Here is a 19,307-nt window from a genome sequence, read left to right on the forward strand (position 1 = left end):
TAATATGAAAACCTTCTACCTATTATATAGTAGAAGGTTTTTTTTAATGTTTCACATTGCGTAATCGAACTTGTTGTACGATAAAGCCGATGCATAAAATAGTGAAAATGAACAAATAAGGAATGCTTGTAGTGAAACTTGGATTGTTATGAAAAAAGGTTGCAAGTCTGTCTTCATGTGTAACCATTTTTCCTGCAGTATAGGCAAGAATCGCTGCACCGCAATAAATGAGGAATGGAAATCGTTCCATAAGTATTAAAATAAGTTTGCTGCCCCAAATAATAATCGGGATAGAAATGAGTAAGCCGATTATGACGAGTAAAAATCTCCCGTGAGCTGCACCTGCAATGGCAATAACATTATCAAACCCCATAACGAGATCCGCGAAAACAATTGTCCGCACAGCTTGAAATAAAGTTGTTTTTCCTTGAATAGAAGAAAGATCGTTGCTATTATCGGTTAATAAATTGACTGCAATTAATGTAAGTAAAACCCCGCCAATCAATTGTAGAAATGGAATGTCGAGTAAATAGACAGCTAGTATAGTAAGGATGATTCTTAGTACAATCGCTAAAAGAGTACCGATCAAAATAGCCTTATTTCGTTTCGATTCAGGTAAATTTCGGCTAGCTAGTGCGATGACGATTGCATTGTCACCACCTAATACAACATCGATACCGACAATCATTAGTACGGATGTTAAAAACTCTAAGTCCATTCGTCTGCCTCCATTTATGATGTTTTAATAAGCGAACTATATGTATGTGATGAAGAAAGTTGTTGTTAAATAATCTCTTCTAATAGAAGTTTCACTTTATTACAGTGTACGGGGGAATGTGGAAATGTATGTCCAAATTTTTTGTAAGTAAGAAATCGCTATAATAATATATTTATGTAGTTTATCGAGTAAAGATAGGCATATAACTATTTTTGTAAAATAAATCGATTTTATTTCCATTCTGGAGAATCTTATCATAAAATGAGAGTACAAGAATCTATTGATTTGTCATATGAGTGGGGAATCCCTTCATAACAATTCTAAGCAGGAAGGGAGAGTTGTATTTTGGATATTGAAAGAATTAATGATCATACGATGAAATTTTTTATTACGTACATTGATATAGAGGATAGAGGATTTAATCGTGAAGAAATTTGGTATGATCGCGAACGAAGTGAAGAGCTCTTTTGGGAGATGATGGACGAAGCTCGTGATCATGACGATTTCTTTATTGATGGACCGTTATGGATTCAAGTGCAAGCAGTCGATAAAGGGATTGAAGTACTTGTCACGAAAGCAGAGCTTTCAAAGGACGGACAAAAGCTGGAACTACCGATAGGGGTAGACAAAATTATAGATATTCCTCTAGATGAAGGCATCGAATCATTATTCCAACAAGAATTAGTCGAAGAGGTAGAAGAACAAACAGGAACAAACTTTAATGAAGATGGTACGTTTGGCTTTTTAATTAAATTTAATGATTTTGAAGATGTCATTTCATTAAGTCATCGTCTTATCTTTGAAGATATAAAAGATGAGCTGTATTCATTTGAGGACCGCTATTATGTATATGTGGAATTCGATGAAGTGCTACATGATGAAGAAGAAATCGATCGTATTTTAAGTATTATTTTAGAATATGGAGAAGAATCAACTTTAACAATTCATCGTGTAAGTGAGTATGGAAAACAAATTGTGAAAGAGCATGCGCTTGAAACGATTCGCAATAATTTTCCTGCTAAAACGTAGGCCGATTTCTGTAGTATGAAATCGGCTTTTTATATGAAGAATAGGAAAGCTTTCTTAGTTAGGAGGTAAGAGATGAAAAATACGTTAAAGCTGATTTTCTTTATACTGCTATTGTTCGCATTATTTGTTTCGTTACGTATGTTTATTGATGTAGCATTTTATTCAGATGTGATTGGGATAAAAGATGTTTCGATTTTAGGTATTATTAGTATTTTATTTACAGTATCTGCGTTTTTAATTGGTTGCGTTATTTTCTTAGAAAATCGACATCCATCTAAAACACTTACATGGTTAATTGTTTTAGGAATTTTTCCGGTATTTGGTTTCTTTGCTTATTTATTATTCGGACAAAATTTTCGAAGAAAAAGAATGTTCCAAAAGAAGGCGTTACTTGATGAACAGGCGTTTTTACAATATAAAGGGCATGAAGATTACGAAGAACGAATTTTACGCAATCATAAGCATCAAGAACTGTTATTTCGTTTAGCGGATCGATTAGGAGCTTTAAATATTTCATTTCAAACTGAAACGAGGACATTAACAAATGGAGATGAAACGTTTCGGGCTATTTTAAATGGGTTAAAACGAGCGAAACATCACATTCATATGGAATATTACATTGTGCGTGATGATAAATTAGGAACAGAAATTAAAGATATTTTAATACAAAAATCGAAAGAAGGCGTTGTTGTTCGCTTTTTATATGATGCGGTTGGAAGTTTTAAGTTATCGAAATCGTATATTGAAGAATTAAACGATGCAGGTGTAGAAATGATTCCATTCTTTCCTGTGCGCTTTCCGATTTTAAACGATAAGATTAATTATCGAAATCATAGGAAAATTGTTGTGATTGATGGGAACGAAGGATTTGTAGGCGGATTAAATATCGGTGATGAGTATTTAGGGAAAAATAAATATTTTGGCTTTTGGCGAGATACGCATTTGTATTTACGTGGTGAAGCGGTTCAAAGTTTACAACTTATTTTCCTTCAAGACTGGTTTTATATGACTGGAGAGGCTGTGCTAGCCCCAGAATATTTACAAGCAAAAGCAGTTGAGGGTGATCATTGGGGAGGAGTGCAGCTAGTTGCAGGTGGCCCCGATAATAAGTGGGAAACGATTAAGCATTTATATTTCGCAATGATCGCTTCTGCTCGGAAATCTATTTGGATTGCAACGCCGTATTTTATTCCGGATGATGATATTTTATCCGCATTAAAGGTTGCTGCACTTGCTGGTATTGATGTTCGTTTATTAATGCCGAGTAAACCGGATAAGCGTACTGTCTTTTACGCATCGAGATCGTACTTCCCAGAGCTTTTAGATGCAGGAGTAAAGATATATGAATACGAAAAAGGTTTTCTTCATAGTAAAATTGTCATCGTTGATTCTGATTTAGCTTCAATTGGGACAGCTAATATGGATATGAGAAGTTTTCATTTGAATTTTGAAGTAAATGCCTTTTTATATGATACAGATAGCATTCGAAAACTTGTTCAAGACTTTAAAGATGATTTAGAAGAATCAAGTGAAATTCATGGTGATCATTTTCATAAAAGACGTCTTCATAGACGAATTGTTGAATCAACGTACCGATTATTATCACCTTTATTATAAAAAGAGATGTCCGAAATTGGGACATCTCTTTTTTAAAAGGAATTTGTAACAAATTGTAGAATATAAGGAGCTGAAAGGGTGTGATTACGATATTTATCGCTAAAAGAGAAAACGGTGAAAAAATTCATTTACTCTATAATTGTAATGAAGAGCTTTTGCGCCGTATGCGTCAACAAGAACGATTCTTTTGTGTAGCTTGCGGAAAGGAAGTGCAAATGAAATTAGGGAAACAAAAAAGTTGGCATTTTGCTCATAAAAAAGTGGATTCATGTCTTGCCTTTTATGAAGCGGAATCAAAGTATCATATGCATGGTAAAGAATTGTTATATAGATGGTTCAAACGTCAAAACTTTCAGGTGGATATAGAGTACTACCTCCCAGAAATTAAGCAACGACCAGATGTTTTTGTAGAGAGGGCGGGTAGAAAAATTGCAATTGAATACCAATGTGCAAACCTCGCTATAGAGCAGCTGTACAAAAGAACATATTCGTATTGGCAAGCTGGTATACAGGTCATTTGGATCGTTGGTGGAAATCAATTGAAAAAGCAATCTGCATATTGGATGAAATTTTCCTCACTTATGGCTTTCTCCTTACAATCTTATCCTCAGCCACTTCTTATTTTCTTCTGTCCGAAACAAAAATCATTTATGAAATGTGCATTTGTCACTCCCTTTTCTACAAATGTTTTTTTCTCACATACTATATATTTACCAACTGATGCGACTACTTTTGAAATGCTTTTTTCTCCTGTTCCTTTCGGGAAAGAAAGATTGGGTGAAGAGTGGAAGAAGAGAAAGAAAAACTTTCGCCAAAATGCCTTACCGATTTGGAATTATAATTATAAGTCATTATTACGCCTCTTATATCAATTTAAATGTACCCCAGCGAGCTTTCCTTCTGAAATTGGTGTTCCACTCCCTTCTGCATTTGCTTTTCAAACAAACCCATTTATATGGCAAGCTTTTCTATATATGAAGTGTATAGGGGAGCTTGCAGTGGGAGAGTGTATTTCTCTTCAATACGTGTGTAGTTATGTAAAAAGGTATACGAAAAGGCGGATACTTCCGTACTTTTCGCAGCACATATGGAAAATGGCAGTTACTGAATATATGACATTTTTATGCTATATAGGTGTTTTACGTAAAGTGGGAACTTATACGTACCGAAAAATAAGGGATGCCGTGATGTTAAAAACAGAGGAGGAAATTATGAAACATGATGAGATTTGCTTAATACATGCGCTATCTTTATTTGAGGCAAATTTTAACATGAGAGGAGGAAAAGCGGATATAATAAAGAATGATTGTGAAGGAATTACATAAGAAAAAACGAATTGTACTTAAGTAGAGATATTTAAAGGAGGGCTTAAAGAATGTCTGAACAAAACAAAGCGAAAGCATTACCAGATCGCAACGAGATTGAAGAAGCAAGTACGTGGCGATTAGAAGATATTTTCCAAACGGATGCAGAATGGGAAAAAGAATTCCAAGCTATTAAAGAGCTATTACCGAAGTTAACTGAATTTAAAGGGAAACTTGGTGACTCTGCGGACAATTTACTTGAGGCATTGCAATATGAAGATGAAATATCAATGCGATTAGGTAAGTTATATACATATGCTCATATGCGTTACGATCAAGATACAACAAACTCTGTATATCAAGCATTAAATGATCGTGCAACAAATTTATATTCACAAGTATCTAGTAGCACAGCGTATATTGTGCCTGAAATTTTATCGATTTCAGAAGATACATTGCAAACATTCTTGAAGGAAAATAGAGATTTAAGTGTATATGAACATGCATTAGAAGAAATTACACGTCAACGCCCGCACGTATTATCAGAAGCTGAGGAAGCTTTATTAGCGGAAGCATCTGAAGTAATGAGTTCATCAAGCAATACATTCGGTATGTTGAATAACGCGGATTTAAAATTCCCATCTATTAAAGGGGAAGACGGAGAAGAAATAGAAATTACACATGGCCGTTACATTCAGTTTTTAGAAAGTGATGATCCTCGTGTTCGCAAAGATGCATTTAAAGCTGTATATGAAACGTACGGAAAATTTAAAAACACATTCGCAAGTACGTTAAGCGGAGCAGTAAAACGTAATAATTTCAATGCGCGTGTTCGTAAATATGATTCTGCTCGCCAAGCTGCACTGAGCAATAATAATATTCCGGAAGCAGTATACGATCAACTCGTTGAAACAGTAAATGACAACTTACATTTATTACACCGTTACATCGATATTCGTAAGCGTGCACTAGGACTTGATGAGCTTCATATGTATGATTTATATACACCACTTGTACCAGAAGTGAAAATGAATGTGAAATACGAAGAAGCGCAAGACCTTTTATTAAAATCTTTAAACGTACTTGGTGATGAATATGTTGATATTTTGAAAGAGGCATATGAAAATCGCTGGGTAGATGTGTATGAGAATAAAGGAAAACGAAGCGGGGCATATTCATCTGGTGCATATGGAACAAATCCGTATATTTTAATGAACTGGCATGATAATGTAAATAATTTATTTACACTTGCTCATGAGTTTGGTCATTCGGTGCATAGTTACTATACAAGAAAAACACAACCGCACGTATATGGTGATTATTCCATCTTCGTAGCAGAAGTGGCATCTACTTGTAATGAAGCACTTCTAAATGATTATTTATTAAAAACGACAGAAGATAAGAAAGAGCGTCTATATTTATTAAATCATTATTTAGAAGGGTTCCGTGGTACTGTATTCCGTCAAACGATGTTTGCAGAGTTTGAACATATTATTCATAAGAAAGTACAAGAAGGACATGCTGTTACGCCAGACATGTTAACGGAAATTTACTATGATTTAAATAAGAAATATTTCGGTGACGCTTTAGTAATCGACGAAGAGATTGGTTTAGAATGGTCTCGTATTCCACACTTCTACTACAACTATTACGTATATCAATACGCAACAGGGTTTAGTGCAGCGACAGCTCTATCTAAACAGATTTTAGAAGAAGGACAACCAGCAGTAGAACGTTATATTAACGAGTTCTTAAAAGCAGGAAGCTCTGATTATCCAATTGAAGTGCTGAAAAAAGCAGGAGTAGATATGGCATCTCCTGAACCAGTAAAAGAGGCGCTACAAGTATTTGAAGAGAAATTAAATGAATTAGAAGCATTATTATTTGAAGAAAAGTAATGAAAAAAGACGAGGGATTGTATCCTCGTCTTTTTGTTGGATAGATTCAATGTCGATATTTGTCGGAGAGAAAGGTGAATTTCTTTGTTTTTCTAACTGAAAGGATAGTTTTACGACTGATTTTTAAAATTAAAACCCTTTGAATCGTTTTTTATAATTGAAATAAGAGAGAGTGATAACGATGATTCCGAATAAAAGAGGTAAGGCAATAATTTTAGGAAAAGCTTGTAGTAGAGAGAGGATGTACAAGAAAAAAGAAACGATGACAGCTAGAAAGAGAAGAGCAATATAAGATTTTTTCATAAATAAACCCCCTAAATGACCTTTTTTATAGCTTATTCAAAAATGAAAACGTTTAGAATGTGACAAAAGTGTGAAATTCGACAAAAGGGGTTGTCATCTGACGTCGAATCTTGTAATATAATAAGCGTGAACGAATTCACATACAAACATATACCCCTTTGTTTGAACGTGAAAATTTCTCCCATCCCCTTTAATATTTTTATAAGCCGTAAAGAAGAAGACCTGGTGTTTACACCAGGTCTTTTTCTTTTGCTATCCATTTCCAATAACGTTCGCATTTTACTTCTATCATTTGTACTTTTCGTTTCAGTTGTAATTTTTTTAGTTCGCGTTCAATTTCTTGTTGCGGACAATCATAAATAAATGCTACTTCTTTTGAAGATATAAATTGTGTTGCTTCTAGTAGCACTTCTAAAGGTGGTAATGGTTCTGGCTCAATTTCACATTTTACAAGTTCTTTCAATAATTGTACGTATACATCGTAGGAATAATTTCCAGCGATTTTAATACCTTCTTCATCTGAGTTCGCATGAAAAAAGACGAGGGAAGGTATTTCTGTAATATGCATTTCATTTGTGAATTTCAAGTCACATTGGAAAGCTTTTTTTGCACTAGCAGAATGTAGATCTTTTTTAAATTCTTCTACATCAATATTGCTATCTTTCGCACATGCAAGTAATAGTTCGCAGTCAGGGTTTGATACATTTTCAAGGAAAATGTATTCTTGGAGTTTTCGCAAAAACTTCGAACCTGCTTTTCGGCCTTGCAACTCCGCCGCCTTAATTGCCATCGAAACTAAATATGGTGTTGACGATGCTTCTTGCATATGTACCTTTCCATCACATGAAAAACCTTGTAAACTGGTTGTCTTTTCCCACACAAATCGAATATTAGCAGGTTTATTCCATTTGTGTGAGGAAGCGTTCGTTCCATCCACTTTTCCTGTTACGATATGACGAATAGAGAAGTATTTCCCGTATTCAAGCCATAGTTTAATAATAAAAGGCTCAATTTCCCAGCAATCTTTACAAAGTGGATCAATAAATAAATATGCTTCTACAGACTTATGCTCGCATGCGGAAGGAGATGGCATATTTATATGCTTTGCTTCCTGCTTATCCATTACACTTCACCTGTTTCGTTTGGAGTATTAACCATATGCTGAGCGGTTAATGCTAAACGTTCAAAAACAAATTCTCTTATATGACCATGAACTCCAGTATCATCCATTGCTTGCTCCATACATGATAGCCAAGCCTCTGCTCGTTTTGGAGTAATCTCAAACGGAAGATGGCGTGCTCTTAACATAGGATGACCATGTTCTTCAGTGTACAAATTAGGACCACCTAAATATTGTGTTAAAAATTGCTTCTGCTTCCTAGCGGTTTCTGTTAAATCTTCCGGGAAGATGGGAGATAAGTCAGGGTGTTTACTGACATAGGAATAAAATGTATCTACTAATATTGCAATGCATTGTTCACCGCCAATTGCTTCAAATGGTGTCATCGGTTGCTTGCTCATCCTTTATAAACTCCTTTTTCCATGAAATGTATATCTATTGTAGCAATGGAATGTTCGAGAGGGCAAATAAACAGCTTTCTCAAAGATTCTTTGCTTATTCTACGGGTGTAAACTTTTTTAGTGAGATGTATCCACTAGTGAAACATATTCACTAGTGGAATTTTCACTTTAGCGTGCTTTTTTTTGTTTGGCAAGGAAAAAGCGTTTTACTTTGTTATTTGTATGGCGAACAGGTATGTTATGTTGCGTTAATAAATGAATAAATGCAGCTTTTCCTGTTTCTTCATCTTGCACTTCAAATTCAATTTCATAATCATCGTGATTGTAATAGAAACTATGATCAAAGACAAGCGTTCCGCCTTTAAATAATGTTTCTGCTCTTTCTGTTGTTAAACTACCCATATATGTTAAAGCAGAAACAGGAATTTGTAATTTGTGTAATTGATCTACTACTGCTCCTTGAATGATTGTGTTTGTTTCCATCATCATTTTTGCTTCGTCTTCTGTTACGACTTGATGCGTTTCTAATAAACCGATTTCTGCAGGTTGTTTCAACGTTAACGTATAAGTTTCTCCTTTATGACGAATACGAAGTGCAGAGCCAGCTTCTTTTAACGAGAAGTCAGGTGTTTCAAAGTAGTGATTCACTTGTTTTGTAAATGCTTCAATAGAAAACGATTTACATAATGTATCGAATTCTTCTTTTGTAACGATATTTTTGAATTCAATTTCAATTTCTTGTGTCATTGTATAATCTCCTTTTGAAAAATAATTCTTTACACATTATCGCTTTTTCATAAATTTGGTTCAATGTTTTATTTGTTTGCGTCCATGTTATGATACAATAATACTGTTAAGTAAGACAGGAAGTTGAGATGGAGGAGTTAGAGCATGCAAAATAAAATCCAAGTTAAGAGCGTAGAAAAGAGAGAGAATGCTCTTATTTTTTGTGCGGAAAATAGTGAAATAGAGGTAAAGGAGTTAAGTGCGCGTAATCACGTACTTGTAGACTCAGACAATTTATCATTTTTATATATCTTAGAAAATGAATCATCTTTCATTTATGTAAGTATTCCGCACACATGCTGGGAAGCAATGCATGAAGCGATGAATAACGATGTGGTTATGTTCGTTCGCGTGAATGACATTGAAATGGAATTAGAAGGATTAAAAGAAGAAGTAGAATATTTAGTTGAAAATATTGAAGGTAATGCAAATTACGGAGAAGAATTAGTAACTGCTGTAGAAAAAGTATTTCTATAAGCAAATGGATTGATTTTGGTGGTGGTTGAAATGAATCGAAATTGGGAAGAATTTTTAGCACCTTACCACCAAGCGGTGGCAGAGCTAAAAGTGAAACTAAAAGGAATGCGTACTCAATTTGCAATGTTAACAGAGCATTCTCCAATTGAGTTTGTAACAGGAAGGGTAAAGTCGGTTGCAAGTATTATTGATAAAGCGGAGAAGAGAAATGTACCGCTAGACCGATTGAGAGAAGATATGCAGGATATTGCTGGGCTTAGAATGATGTGTCAATTTGTTGATGAGATTAAGCCTGTTGTAGAATATCTTCGAAAACGAAATGACTTTGAAATCGTGGAAGAACGTGATTATGTCACGCAAAAGAAAGATAGCGGTTATCGTTCTTATCATGTTGTCATTAGTTATCCTGTTCAAACGATTCAAGGTGAACAAAAAGTATTGGTAGAAATCCAAATACGCACGCTAGCAATGAACTTTTGGGCAACAATTGAGCATTCTTTAAATTATAAATATAGTGGACGTTTTCCTGAAGATATTAAAATACGATTGCAACGTGCAGCTGAAGCGGCGTTTTTATTAGATGAAGAAATGTCTTCTATTCGTCTTGAAATTCAAGAAGCGCAAAAGGCTTTTTCAAGAAAGCAAGAAACGAAAGATTCCGAATCATAAACTAAAGGGTGTTGGGCGATGAAATTTACAATTATGTCAAAGGGAGATCAATCATCAGATACACTGGCAAGCACGATGAAAGAGTACTTGCTAGATTTTGGATTTATAATGGATGAAAAGGAACCCGATATTGTAATTTCTGTTGGGGGAGATGGAACGCTTTTATATGCGTTTCATCGTTATTATAATCGATTGGATGAAACAGCATTTGTTGGTGTACATACAGGACATCTAGGTTTCTATGCAGATTGGTTACCAACAGAAGTAGAGAAATTAGTAATTGCGATTGCGAAAACACCATTCCAAGTGGTGGAATATCCGCTTTTAGAAGTTATTATTCGCTATGTGAATGGAAGTAAAGAGTCACAGTATTTAGCGATGAATGAGGCGACTGTAAAAAGTGCAGAAGGTACATTAGTAACAGAAGTAGAAATACGCGGAGAATATTTTGAAACATTCCGCGGAGATGGCCTTTGTATCTCTACTCCTTCAGGAAGTACCGCGTATAATAAAGCGCTTGGCGGAGCAATTATTCACCCATCTATTGAAGCGATTCAAATTGCAGAAATGGCGTCCATTAACAATCGTGTATTTCGTACTGTAGGATCGCCACTCGTATTGCCGAAGCATCATACATGTGTGTTAAAGCCAGCTGCAGGAATGAACTTACAAATTACAGTGGATCATTTAACGATGGTTCATCAAGATGTGAAATCAATCCAGTATCGCGTCGCAAACGAGAAAGTACGATTTGTTCGTTTCCGCCCATTCCCGTTCTGGAAACGAGTTCGTGACTCGTTTGTTGCAGATAAATAGAAAGGGTTATATATTTGAACAGATTTACATTGAAATGGGATATAGGGCCGGCTGAAGAGGGAACTTTAGTTAGGGAATTTTTGAAAACGAAAGGTATTTCTAAAGCCGCTTTAACGGATATAAAGTTTCATGGCGGAGCAATTGAAGTAAATGGTCAACATGCGAGTGTTCGTCATCAGTTGCGTGCTGGTGAAGAATTACGTGTCTTTTTTCCAGTGGAGGAAAGAAGTGAAGGGATGATGGCAGAAGATATTCCTTTATGCATTATATATGAAGATGACGCGGTTCTTATCATTAATAAAGAGGCGAATATGTCAACGATTCCGTCTAGAGAACATCCGGCAGGAAGTGTTGCCAATGCGCTGTTATCTCATTATGATAAGCAGCATCTTGCAAGTACAGTGCACATCGTAACACGTTTAGATCGTGATACTTCGGGGCTTATGCTTATTGCAAAAAATCGTTTCGTGCATCATCTTTTATCGAAGCAGCATCAACAAAAAGCTGTGAAACGAACGTATGAAGCAATTGTTCACGGAAAGATTGTGGAACGAGAAGGAATGATTGATGCACCAATTGGTCGAAAATCTGATAGCATTATTGAGCGAACGGTTTGTGAGGATGGACAAAGGGCAGTTACTCATTTTAAAGTAATTGATAGTACATATCATAAGACACATGTAGCGCTTGAGCTTGAGACAGGAAGAACGCATCAAATTCGTGTGCATATGGCTCATGTAGGACATCCATTACTTGGTGATAGCTTATATGGAGGGAGAAGGGATGAAATGAAACGGCAAGCACTTCATAGTAAATCTTTGACGTTTTATCATCCTATTTTAGAGAAAGAGATGTCTTTCACTATAAAGCTTCCAAGCGATATGCAAGAAGTGTTGCGGCATACTTAAAAAGGGAACAAAATTCTTATATTATAAAGAATTTTGTTCCCTTTTTTCTTAGCGGAATAATATTAAAATTTGGTTTTCACCCGTACGCTTTATAACGAAAAATCCACTTTCGGCTTTTGTAGCAATGCCATTGTCATTTGGAAGACAAAATCCATGTGCTTCGCAAGTGCCGTCATCACGTACTAACATTTGTCCAATTAATCCGACAGGAAGCCACTCGGCGCGATCTTTTCTTGCTACATATTTGCGAGTTGGATCCCATTCTGTATTTAAAAGAGGTTGTATTTCTTCGGTTTCCGTCCATACATATTGGCGTTTTCCAAAGTTATCTGTTTTATAACGTTTTTCCCAACTTAAAGCCCCGCTATTTCCTATAAGGGCAGGGGTTGCACTAGATATTCCTAAAATGAACGAGTCGTGTGAAGTAGCTATCCGAATTTTTTCTTCGCTACTAAATGTAACGAAATAACCGACATCAATAGGTTTATGATCTTCGGTTTCAAACATTTGTGCAAAATCCGTTCCACTTGCATTGTAAGACGCACCCTCAATGTACATTTCTCCATTATGGGCAAGCCATTTAGCCCCGATATTATGGTCGGTGTCGCTTACACCATTTGCAATAAACCAAGAATAAGCTTCTTCTGCAGTGCCGAAGCGCCCCATAATATGGCTACCTGCAAAATGAGCTGTTGATGTATGATGACCTTCCGCATGAGAAGAGGATCCGTTAGCGATAGTTGCGGTTCCTTCTGCGTGTGCTGCTTCGCCTAAAGCAATCGTCTGTTTACCCTCTGCATGAGAATAAGCTCCGCCTGCTGTCGTTTCACTTCCCTCACTATGGGAACTATGTCCGGTTGCTTTTGAGTTTGATCCTTCTGCATGAGAGAAAGAACCTTTTGCATGTGTTAATAAGCCTTCCGCATGTGCTGCCATGCCCTCCGCATGAGAGTGAAGCCCTTCCGCATATGCATATCGGCCGCCCCTTTTAACTTTTGTATTTTCAGGTGTAGGTGTCTCAATTATGAGTGGTTTTTCAGTTTGTATATCATTCGATGAAGCCAATGCCTCTTTTATTTTTTTTACTTTGTTTATAATAGCAGCTGGAATTTCTGGTTCCACTTTTTTATTTATTGCTACAGAAATATTTTCTTCCGTCTTTTCTTCTGTTTGATTAGAATGTATTACCTGTTCATCTTGATTTGAGAGCTGTTTATTTTTTTGTTGCATCTTTATTTTTCTGCGATCGATTATGCGGCTCATCACAGCATTTTCTAAAGAGACATATGTTGGTTTTACTTTGCTTTTTTTTGATGACTCTTGTTCTTCCAGTTCTTCTATCGCTGCAGCCCGAATACTACACCAGTTGTTAATTCCGTACATGGGCAGATATAAAGGGGGAAATTTTCTTTTTTGTTTAGAAGATTTTTTCTTCATTCTGTCACCTCCTGCGACATTATATGTAGTGTAATTAAAAAAAGATGCACTTTATTGCATCTTTTTTTAATTACTTTACCTAGTTTTATATGAGATCTGCCTAAATAATACGGTAATCTTTCGCTAAGTAAGGTAGTTATGAAATTGGACGGAATTTCTCAGCGACAAAAGGTAAAGAAGAAGGAACAGAGATAGTCTCCATTTCAGGATAACGTAATCCGGTTAATTTGCCACCAAATACAGCACCAGTATCAATATTGACTGTCTGATTGACGAATCGAGGTTCTGCTACTGGTGTATGTCCATATACAATCCAAGCTTGCCCCTTGTACTCTTGCGCCCAATCGCGACGGACAGGTGAGCCATCGGCATGCTTTTCTCCTGTAATATCGCCATATAATACAAAGGTTTGTACTTTTTTATCTCGTCTTCCTATGTAATCTTGCCGAATCCCAGCGTGACATACGATTACTCTTTTTTCATCTAGTATGTGGTAGAGGGGTGATTGTTCATAAAGAGTGATAAACTTTTCTTTTATAATGTTTTGCTTATGAGAAGGAAGTGCCTCATATTCAGCAACAGTTGTTTCAAGTCCGTGAGCGACTGTTACATTACGCCCAAGGAAAAATCGATATAGTTTATTACAGTGATTTCCAGGAGCGTAATAAGCTTCTTTTTTATGTATGACAAGTTCCCATACAATTTCAATCATACGTAATGAATGAGGACCACGGTCTGTAATATCGCCAACGAATGCAAGTTTACGTTGGTCAGGGTGAACCGGTAGACCGCTACTCCAGTTATATCCTAGCTTCTCTGTTAAATTTTGAAACTCTTGGAAGCATCCATGAATATCTCCTATAATGTCATATTTCATATTTAAACCTCCATCGTATTTTTCATTAGTATATCTAAAAAAGGATAGAGATAAAAATATAGCGTTTTTGTGTTGTTCATTTAAACATAAAGATTTTCGTTCTTGAGCGAACATTTAAAATGAATCCAATCGCAATCATGTATGTAAGCAGTGAACTTCCTCCGTAACTCATAAGAGGTAATGTTATCCCTGTAATGGGGAGTAATCCGATTGTCATCCCGATATTTTGGAATACTTGGAAAGTAAACATTCCGATTGTACCAGCGCAAATGTAACTACCGAAAGGGTCATTACTTTCTAAAGCAATATGAATCATTCGAAAAATGAGTAAGAAAAAAAGAGAAATAATGACACTTGCGCCTAGAAATCCAAATTGTTCAGCGACATTAGTGAAAATAAAATCTGTATGTGGTTCTGGAAAATATACTTGTCCATTTTCCCACCCTTTTCCTTGCATTTCTCCGGATCCAGTCGCTAAGAATGCTTGTCTTAATTGATAGCCTTGTGCATCATATTTGTAAGGTGCTAACCATCCGTAGAAGCGATTTAATTGATATTCTTTTAAAATGTGTGCTTTAAAGAAATCTGTGTGAGTAAAAAAAATATATATTAATGTAGATCCAGCAACGAAAGTACCTGAAACTAATCCAAAAATAAAACGCCATCGTATGCCAGAAACTAGTATCATTGCTGCAAGCATCGCTGAAATGACCATTGTGTTTCCTAAATCTGGTTCTTTTGCAATAAGTAGTAGTGGTGGCAAGCTTGTCGCAAATATTTTTCCAAGTAGTAAAAAATCATCATGTATCGTTTGGGAAAAATATTTCTCATTATGATTTGCTATAATTCGTCCAATGACGATAATTAAAAACAATTTCATAATTTCAGAAGGCTGAAAATTTCCGATGCCTGGGAGCCTGTACCAAGCGGTAGCGCCTTTAATTGTAACGGCACCTGGTACTTGAAGTTCTAGTCCAATAAGTAGTACCATTGCAAAGCTGTACAAATACCAAGCAATTTTTTGATAACGATCGAAGTCGATAATCATAATAACACCAATGGCTATAAATCCAATGAAATACCATTGGATTTGCTTTAGTACAAAATTGACGTTTTGTAAAAATGGCGGTAAAGAGGCTTGCGCACTTGCAATAGCACAACAACTAACAATCCCAATGGCAAATAAAATAAATAGTAATACGTAGTCTATTTGATATTGAGAATTTGGATCTTTCAATGTAGGTATTCCTTTCTACTGCTCTTTATAGTAATGGATTTTATCCCGCATTAATGGGCAGTAAGACCCCCACCTCAAAATTCAGCGAAGGCGAAGAAGTTAGGTGGGGGATCAACTGCCCGTAAAAGCCCGATTGGTGAGAGCTGATTAAAGTTTCACTTTATAGTATGAGAAAGAATGTATGAACTATACGAATGATTCACATATAGTACATACACTTTTAATTTTGCAGAGTAGTTTAATTGTTTAGCTCTTTAATAATTATATCCAAACAATGAGAGAGACGTACATGTGCGTCAGGAAAAATATCTAGTTGATGAAGATAGTATTTTAAGGAACTTTTACACCATTGGTAAGCACTAAGTAGAGCTGCTCTATAGTCCGTAGTATTTTGTAAAAAGCCATATTCTTTTGCTGTTATAACAAGGTGTGTGAAATCTTCACAACCTTGAAGGAGCTTATTGTGTATTTGTTGTCCAGCATGGTAGCGAAATTGACTTAAAGGCTCAGAAATGTATATTGCATTTCCTTTAGAAAGTAAAGAAATCCATGAGGCCATATCAACACTACAAGAATATTGTCGCTCTTTAAGGGTGCCAAAAGGTTCAGTGAGCAATTCCTTTCGGAACAAAGTAGTTGTAGGCTCACCGATAATGTTGTGTCCGCCCTTTAACATCCAATTACCTAAAAATATCCCGTTTAATGAGGTGTCTTCACTATATAACCTTTGTGTTGGATGGGAATCACCTATTAGATTTCCATGATCATCAATACGTACTCGATAAGAAGTAACAAGAGCAAGATTTTTATTGGGATCTTGCTCAAAATAGGTCATCATTTTTTGTATTTTATGCTTATAAAACACGTCATCGTCCATTAAAAAATTTATATACTCACCATTTGATTTTTCTATGAGCATAAGGTCATTGTGAAATTGTCCTAGAGTAGGGGTATTTCGAATGTATGTTATATTTTTATAATTTGGTAAGTATTGTTCGCGTATTAAAGTTGCTGTTTCATCATTTGTACTATCATCTCCGATGATGATTTCAATATTTGAATAAGTTTGTGCCAATGCACTTTCTAGAGCAATTTTGAAATAATGAGGCCGATTATAAGTAGGAATAAGGATGGAAACGAGAGGTGGATTTTTTTCATTCATCATACATAACTTCCTTTCAGAAGCTTTTTTTTGTAAGAACAATATCTTGGTAACTTGTATATTCATGTCTGCCGCACCATAAACCGTAATGCGGCTTATTGATTATTTCTAGGCCGTACTTATTCAATAGATTGCAAATATCTGTCTCAGGATAAGCAACTGCGAAATTCGGAATATCTTTATTTACAACGTAGCAATTTTCGATTCGATGATAAAAACCTAATGTACTTTGTCCTGCATTTAAATAATAGGACGATTCAGGGTTTATAAGAAAGAATGTAATGAAACATCTCCCGTCTTTTTTTAATACACGTACAATTTCAGATACGTAATGTTCTAATTCTTTTGGGAGAAGATGTGTAAATACAGAAGTTAAAAAGATAAAATCGAATGTTCCGTCTTCATAGGGAAAACGATATTGAGAGGCATCTTCTTTTCCTTCCGGATTATAGAATTGATTGTATATGTCAACATGTTCAAAGTGAAAATTATTACGCATAGTTGAAATGTTATTTTGACACCAAGTAATTCCATCTTTAAACAAATCAAATCCATAATACGCTCCATCATCATTTAAGTAATTCAATAATGGTACAGCCATTCGGCCGACGCCGCAGCCTACATCTAATACTTTTTCATTTGGTTTTAAAGCGCCAATTTGAATGAAATGCTTTAGGAACTCTTTTCCAACTTTTTTGAAGTCGCCACCTACATATTGGACGAGTTCAGGAGGGGGGAGTAAAGTCATTTCTTTGTTAAGTTCACTCATGAGTATACCCCTTTCTTGTATGAGAAGATGCAGTAAATCTATTAATAAAATTTTCAATTTGTAGTGAGAGAATACAGGAAAACAATTGTTATATGTAAGGAGATTCCGAAAAAGAATACTTAATTGGATCAGAAGTGAGAGAAGAATGAGTGAAAATAGAATCTCCTATAGATTAAATCTTTTTTTATTCTTTTCTCCAATAAACGCCAAATACATCAATTTTAGTAATAGGGGCTTTTAAATTTCGTTGGTTTCTAAAGTCTGTCACAGCCTCAGCGCATGGCGGTAGCCCGTAGTCATCGATAATTATATAGCCACCTTTAGAAACTTTATCATATAAGTTCACGAGACCATCCATTGTGGATTCGTACATATCACCATCAAGCCGTGCAATTGCTATTTTTTCAATTGGTGCTGTTGGTAAAGTATCTTTAAACCAACCTTTTAAAAATTTCACTTGATCATTTAGTAAATCATATTTTTTGAAATTCTCTTGTACTTGTTCTAAAGAGACGCGTAAGTAATCGAATGTGTGTAAATAATCACCGTAATCTTTTGGATATTGTTCTAGATTCGGTGCTGGCAAACCTTCAAATGAATCTGCAACCCACACATTACGATCCGTAATGTTGTTTGCTTGTAAAAAACCATTCATAAAAATGCATGATCCTCCGCGCCATACACCTGTTTCAATAAAATCACCTTCTATATTTTCACGAACAACGGTTTCCATCGCCTCTTGTAATTGGTTCATACGTTCTCGACCAATCATGCTATGTGCTGCTCTTGGCCAATCCATTCCATCATGACGTTCACTTTTTGAAACATTTGGTTTTACAATTTTTAAGTTATGGTTTTCAGCATATTGCTTAATGAATAAAGGGAGAGGGACTGTAACTGGTTCGAATTCTAGTTCTTTTGAAATATGTAGAGATGCGGGTAAGTATGCCTCATATTCTAACCATATTTCAAATAAAATGGTCTTCTTTAGCAATTCGAGATAAAGCTGAACAGCAGATTTACTTTCCATATTTGTGCCTCCTGCAAAATGTCATACAACAATATGATTATGTAGATAGCGAATGTTTCATGATTGAATTTGAAATTGAAAAAGCAGTAAAACTGATATCAGTTTTACTGCTAAGTAAAAAATTAAGCGATTTTTTCAATAATAATAGATGCATTTGTACCAAGAGCTAATGATAGCCCAAGTCCTGTAACGATTACTTCAACTAATGATGGAGTTGTCGTAATTTGCGTAATTGCTTGAACAACGATAGGTGCTCCAACTGAGATTAAAGTAGCCCCAGTACCTGGTACAGATACCCCATTTACTTGGATTGTAAGCCCCCCTAATACACTTATTGCCGCAGTATATACGATAACAGTGATTTTATAGAATCCAGTTTCAGCAATAACGAAAGTATCAGCATCTAATTGAGAAATTGCTGTACCAAACTGAGATCCAACAGTATTAAATGGTACTGGAGCATTTAGTCCAAGATCTAAAGAAATTCCAGCGGAGTTAAATGCATACAATCCTGCTGGAAGTCCTAGTCCGGATGGTCCAGTCGGTCCAGTCGGTCCAGTAGCCCCAGTCGGTCCAGTAGCTCCAGTAGCTCCAGTAGCTCCAGTGTCACCAGTCGGCCCTGTAGGTCCAGTAGCCCCAGTGTCGGCCCCGTAGGTCCAGTAGCTCCAGTGTCACCAGTCGGCCCCGTAGGTCCAGTAGCCCCAGTGTCACCAGTCGCCACCCGAACTCCCACACCCACCAAAAACACC

General features: G+C 35.9%; 19 protein-coding genes and 1 pseudogene. 8 read left to right on the forward strand and 12 right to left on the reverse strand.

All coding sequences use genetic code 11. From position 1 onward, the window contains the following. Positions 1–43 precede the first annotated feature (43 nt). Entirely contained in the window at positions 44–718 is a 675-nt protein-coding gene (locus tag DN401_RS26510; RefSeq protein ID WP_000362607.1) for a TerC family protein, read from the reverse strand. Between the two features lie 345 nt (positions 719–1,063). On the opposite strand from DN401_RS26510, the gene mecA reads away from it, so the two are divergent. The 4 genes from mecA (at position 1,064) to pepF (ending at position 6,566) form a co-directional block, all read left to right on the forward strand. Then, complete coding sequence (mecA, locus tag DN401_RS26515) at positions 1,064–1,747, forward strand: adaptor protein MecA (protein ID WP_000350713.1); 684 nt, start codon at positions 1,064–1,066, stop codon at positions 1,745–1,747. Between the two features lie 72 nt (positions 1,748–1,819). After that, on the forward strand, positions 1,820–3,364 hold the full coding sequence (locus DN401_RS26520) for a cardiolipin synthase (RefSeq protein WP_000799194.1): 1,545 nt from the start codon (positions 1,820–1,822) through the stop codon (positions 3,362–3,364). Positions 3,365–3,444: 80 nt separating this feature from the next. Continuing rightward, positions 3,445–4,689, forward strand: coding sequence for a competence protein CoiA (locus DN401_RS26525; protein WP_000628315.1), 1,245 nt, complete (start codon positions 3,445–3,447; stop codon positions 4,687–4,689). Positions 4,690–4,739: 50 nt separating this feature from the next. Next, entirely contained in the window at positions 4,740–6,566 is a 1,827-nt protein-coding gene (gene pepF, locus DN401_RS26530; RefSeq protein ID WP_000003348.1) for an oligoendopeptidase F, read from the forward strand. Between the two features lie 129 nt (positions 6,567–6,695). Here the strand turns inward: pepF and DN401_RS29985 are convergent, their stop codons facing one another. The 4 genes from DN401_RS29985 to DN401_RS26545 all read right to left on the reverse strand — a co-directional run bounded on the left by DN401_RS29985 (position 6,696) and on the right by DN401_RS26545 (position 9,137). After that, the gene (locus DN401_RS29985; RefSeq protein WP_000750355.1) at positions 6,696–6,869 is read right to left on the reverse strand and encodes a hypothetical protein; all 174 of its coding nucleotides are present in this window, start codon (positions 6,867–6,869) and stop codon (positions 6,696–6,698) included. A 229-nt stretch (positions 6,870–7,098) separates the two neighbouring features. Continuing rightward, positions 7,099–7,992 (reverse strand): ClpXP adapter SpxH family protein, encoded by an 894-nt coding sequence (locus tag DN401_RS26535; RefSeq protein ID WP_000360645.1) that lies wholly within the window; start codon positions 7,990–7,992, stop codon positions 7,099–7,101. Next, positions 7,992–8,390: a globin domain-containing protein gene (locus DN401_RS26540; protein ID WP_000043386.1), complete on the reverse strand. Its 399-nt coding sequence runs from the start codon at positions 8,388–8,390 to the stop codon at positions 7,992–7,994. Before DN401_RS26540 ends, DN401_RS26535 begins: the two co-directional genes overlap by 1 nt. A gap of 168 nt (positions 8,391–8,558) precedes the next feature. Further along, on the reverse strand, positions 8,559–9,137 hold the full coding sequence (locus tag DN401_RS26545; protein ID WP_000191121.1) for a CYTH domain-containing protein: 579 nt from the start codon (positions 9,135–9,137) through the stop codon (positions 8,559–8,561). A gap of 144 nt (positions 9,138–9,281) precedes the next feature. On the opposite strand from DN401_RS26545, the gene DN401_RS26550 reads away from it, so the two are divergent. From DN401_RS26550 to DN401_RS26565, 4 genes are read left to right on the forward strand one after another with little or no spacing between them, the layout of a single operon-like run. After that, positions 9,282–9,653: a UPF0738 family protein gene (locus tag DN401_RS26550; protein ID WP_001180003.1), complete on the forward strand. Its 372-nt coding sequence runs from the start codon at positions 9,282–9,284 to the stop codon at positions 9,651–9,653. Between the two features lie 30 nt (positions 9,654–9,683). After that, complete coding sequence (yjbM, locus tag DN401_RS26555; protein ID WP_001081482.1) at positions 9,684–10,322, forward strand: GTP diphosphokinase; 639 nt, start codon at positions 9,684–9,686, stop codon at positions 10,320–10,322. Positions 10,323–10,340: 18 nt separating this feature from the next. After that, positions 10,341–11,138, forward strand: coding sequence for an NAD kinase (locus DN401_RS26560; protein WP_000673190.1), 798 nt, complete (start codon positions 10,341–10,343; stop codon positions 11,136–11,138). A 14-nt stretch (positions 11,139–11,152) separates the two neighbouring features. After that, complete coding sequence (locus DN401_RS26565) at positions 11,153–12,046, forward strand: RluA family pseudouridine synthase (protein ID WP_001079137.1); 894 nt, start codon at positions 11,153–11,155, stop codon at positions 12,044–12,046. Positions 12,047–12,094: 48 nt separating this feature from the next. Here DN401_RS26565 and DN401_RS26570 read toward each other — a convergent pair whose 3' ends face one another. The 7 genes and pseudogenes from DN401_RS26570 to bclA form a co-directional block, all read right to left on the reverse strand. Continuing rightward, positions 12,095–13,483, reverse strand: coding sequence for a peptidase G2 autoproteolytic cleavage domain-containing protein (locus tag DN401_RS26570; protein ID WP_000730518.1), 1,389 nt, complete (start codon positions 13,481–13,483; stop codon positions 12,095–12,097). Positions 13,484–13,619: 136 nt separating this feature from the next. Then, entirely contained in the window at positions 13,620–14,360 is a 741-nt protein-coding gene (prpE, locus tag DN401_RS26575; protein WP_000872698.1) for a bis(5'-nucleosyl)-tetraphosphatase PrpE, read from the reverse strand. A 76-nt stretch (positions 14,361–14,436) separates the two neighbouring features. Continuing rightward, complete coding sequence (locus DN401_RS26580; RefSeq protein WP_000654702.1) at positions 14,437–15,597, reverse strand: FtsW/RodA/SpoVE family cell cycle protein; 1,161 nt, start codon at positions 15,595–15,597, stop codon at positions 14,437–14,439. 238 nt (positions 15,598–15,835) lie between these two features. Next, positions 15,836–16,762 carry a glycosyltransferase family 2 protein gene (locus tag DN401_RS26585; protein WP_149288053.1) on the reverse strand — a complete coding sequence of 309 codons (927 nt, stop codon included), beginning with the start codon at positions 16,760–16,762 and terminating at the stop codon, positions 15,836–15,838. Between the two features lie 13 nt (positions 16,763–16,775). Continuing rightward, entirely contained in the window at positions 16,776–17,528 is a 753-nt protein-coding gene (locus DN401_RS26590; protein ID WP_001292838.1) for a class I SAM-dependent methyltransferase, read from the reverse strand. A 184-nt stretch (positions 17,529–17,712) separates the two neighbouring features. After that, the gene (locus tag DN401_RS26595; protein ID WP_000444381.1) at positions 17,713–18,558 is read right to left on the reverse strand and encodes a TylF/MycF family methyltransferase; all 846 of its coding nucleotides are present in this window, start codon (positions 18,556–18,558) and stop codon (positions 17,713–17,715) included. Positions 18,559–18,680: 122 nt separating this feature from the next. Next, positions 18,681–19,307 (reverse strand): annotated as a pseudogene (gene bclA / locus DN401_RS30360) (collagen-like exosporium glycoprotein BclA); the annotation flags it as partial.

Source organism: Bacillus sp. BF2-3, assembly GCF_008368795.1.
Taxonomy (GTDB): domain Bacteria; phylum Bacillota; class Bacilli; order Bacillales; family Bacillaceae_G; genus Bacillus_A; species Bacillus_A cereus.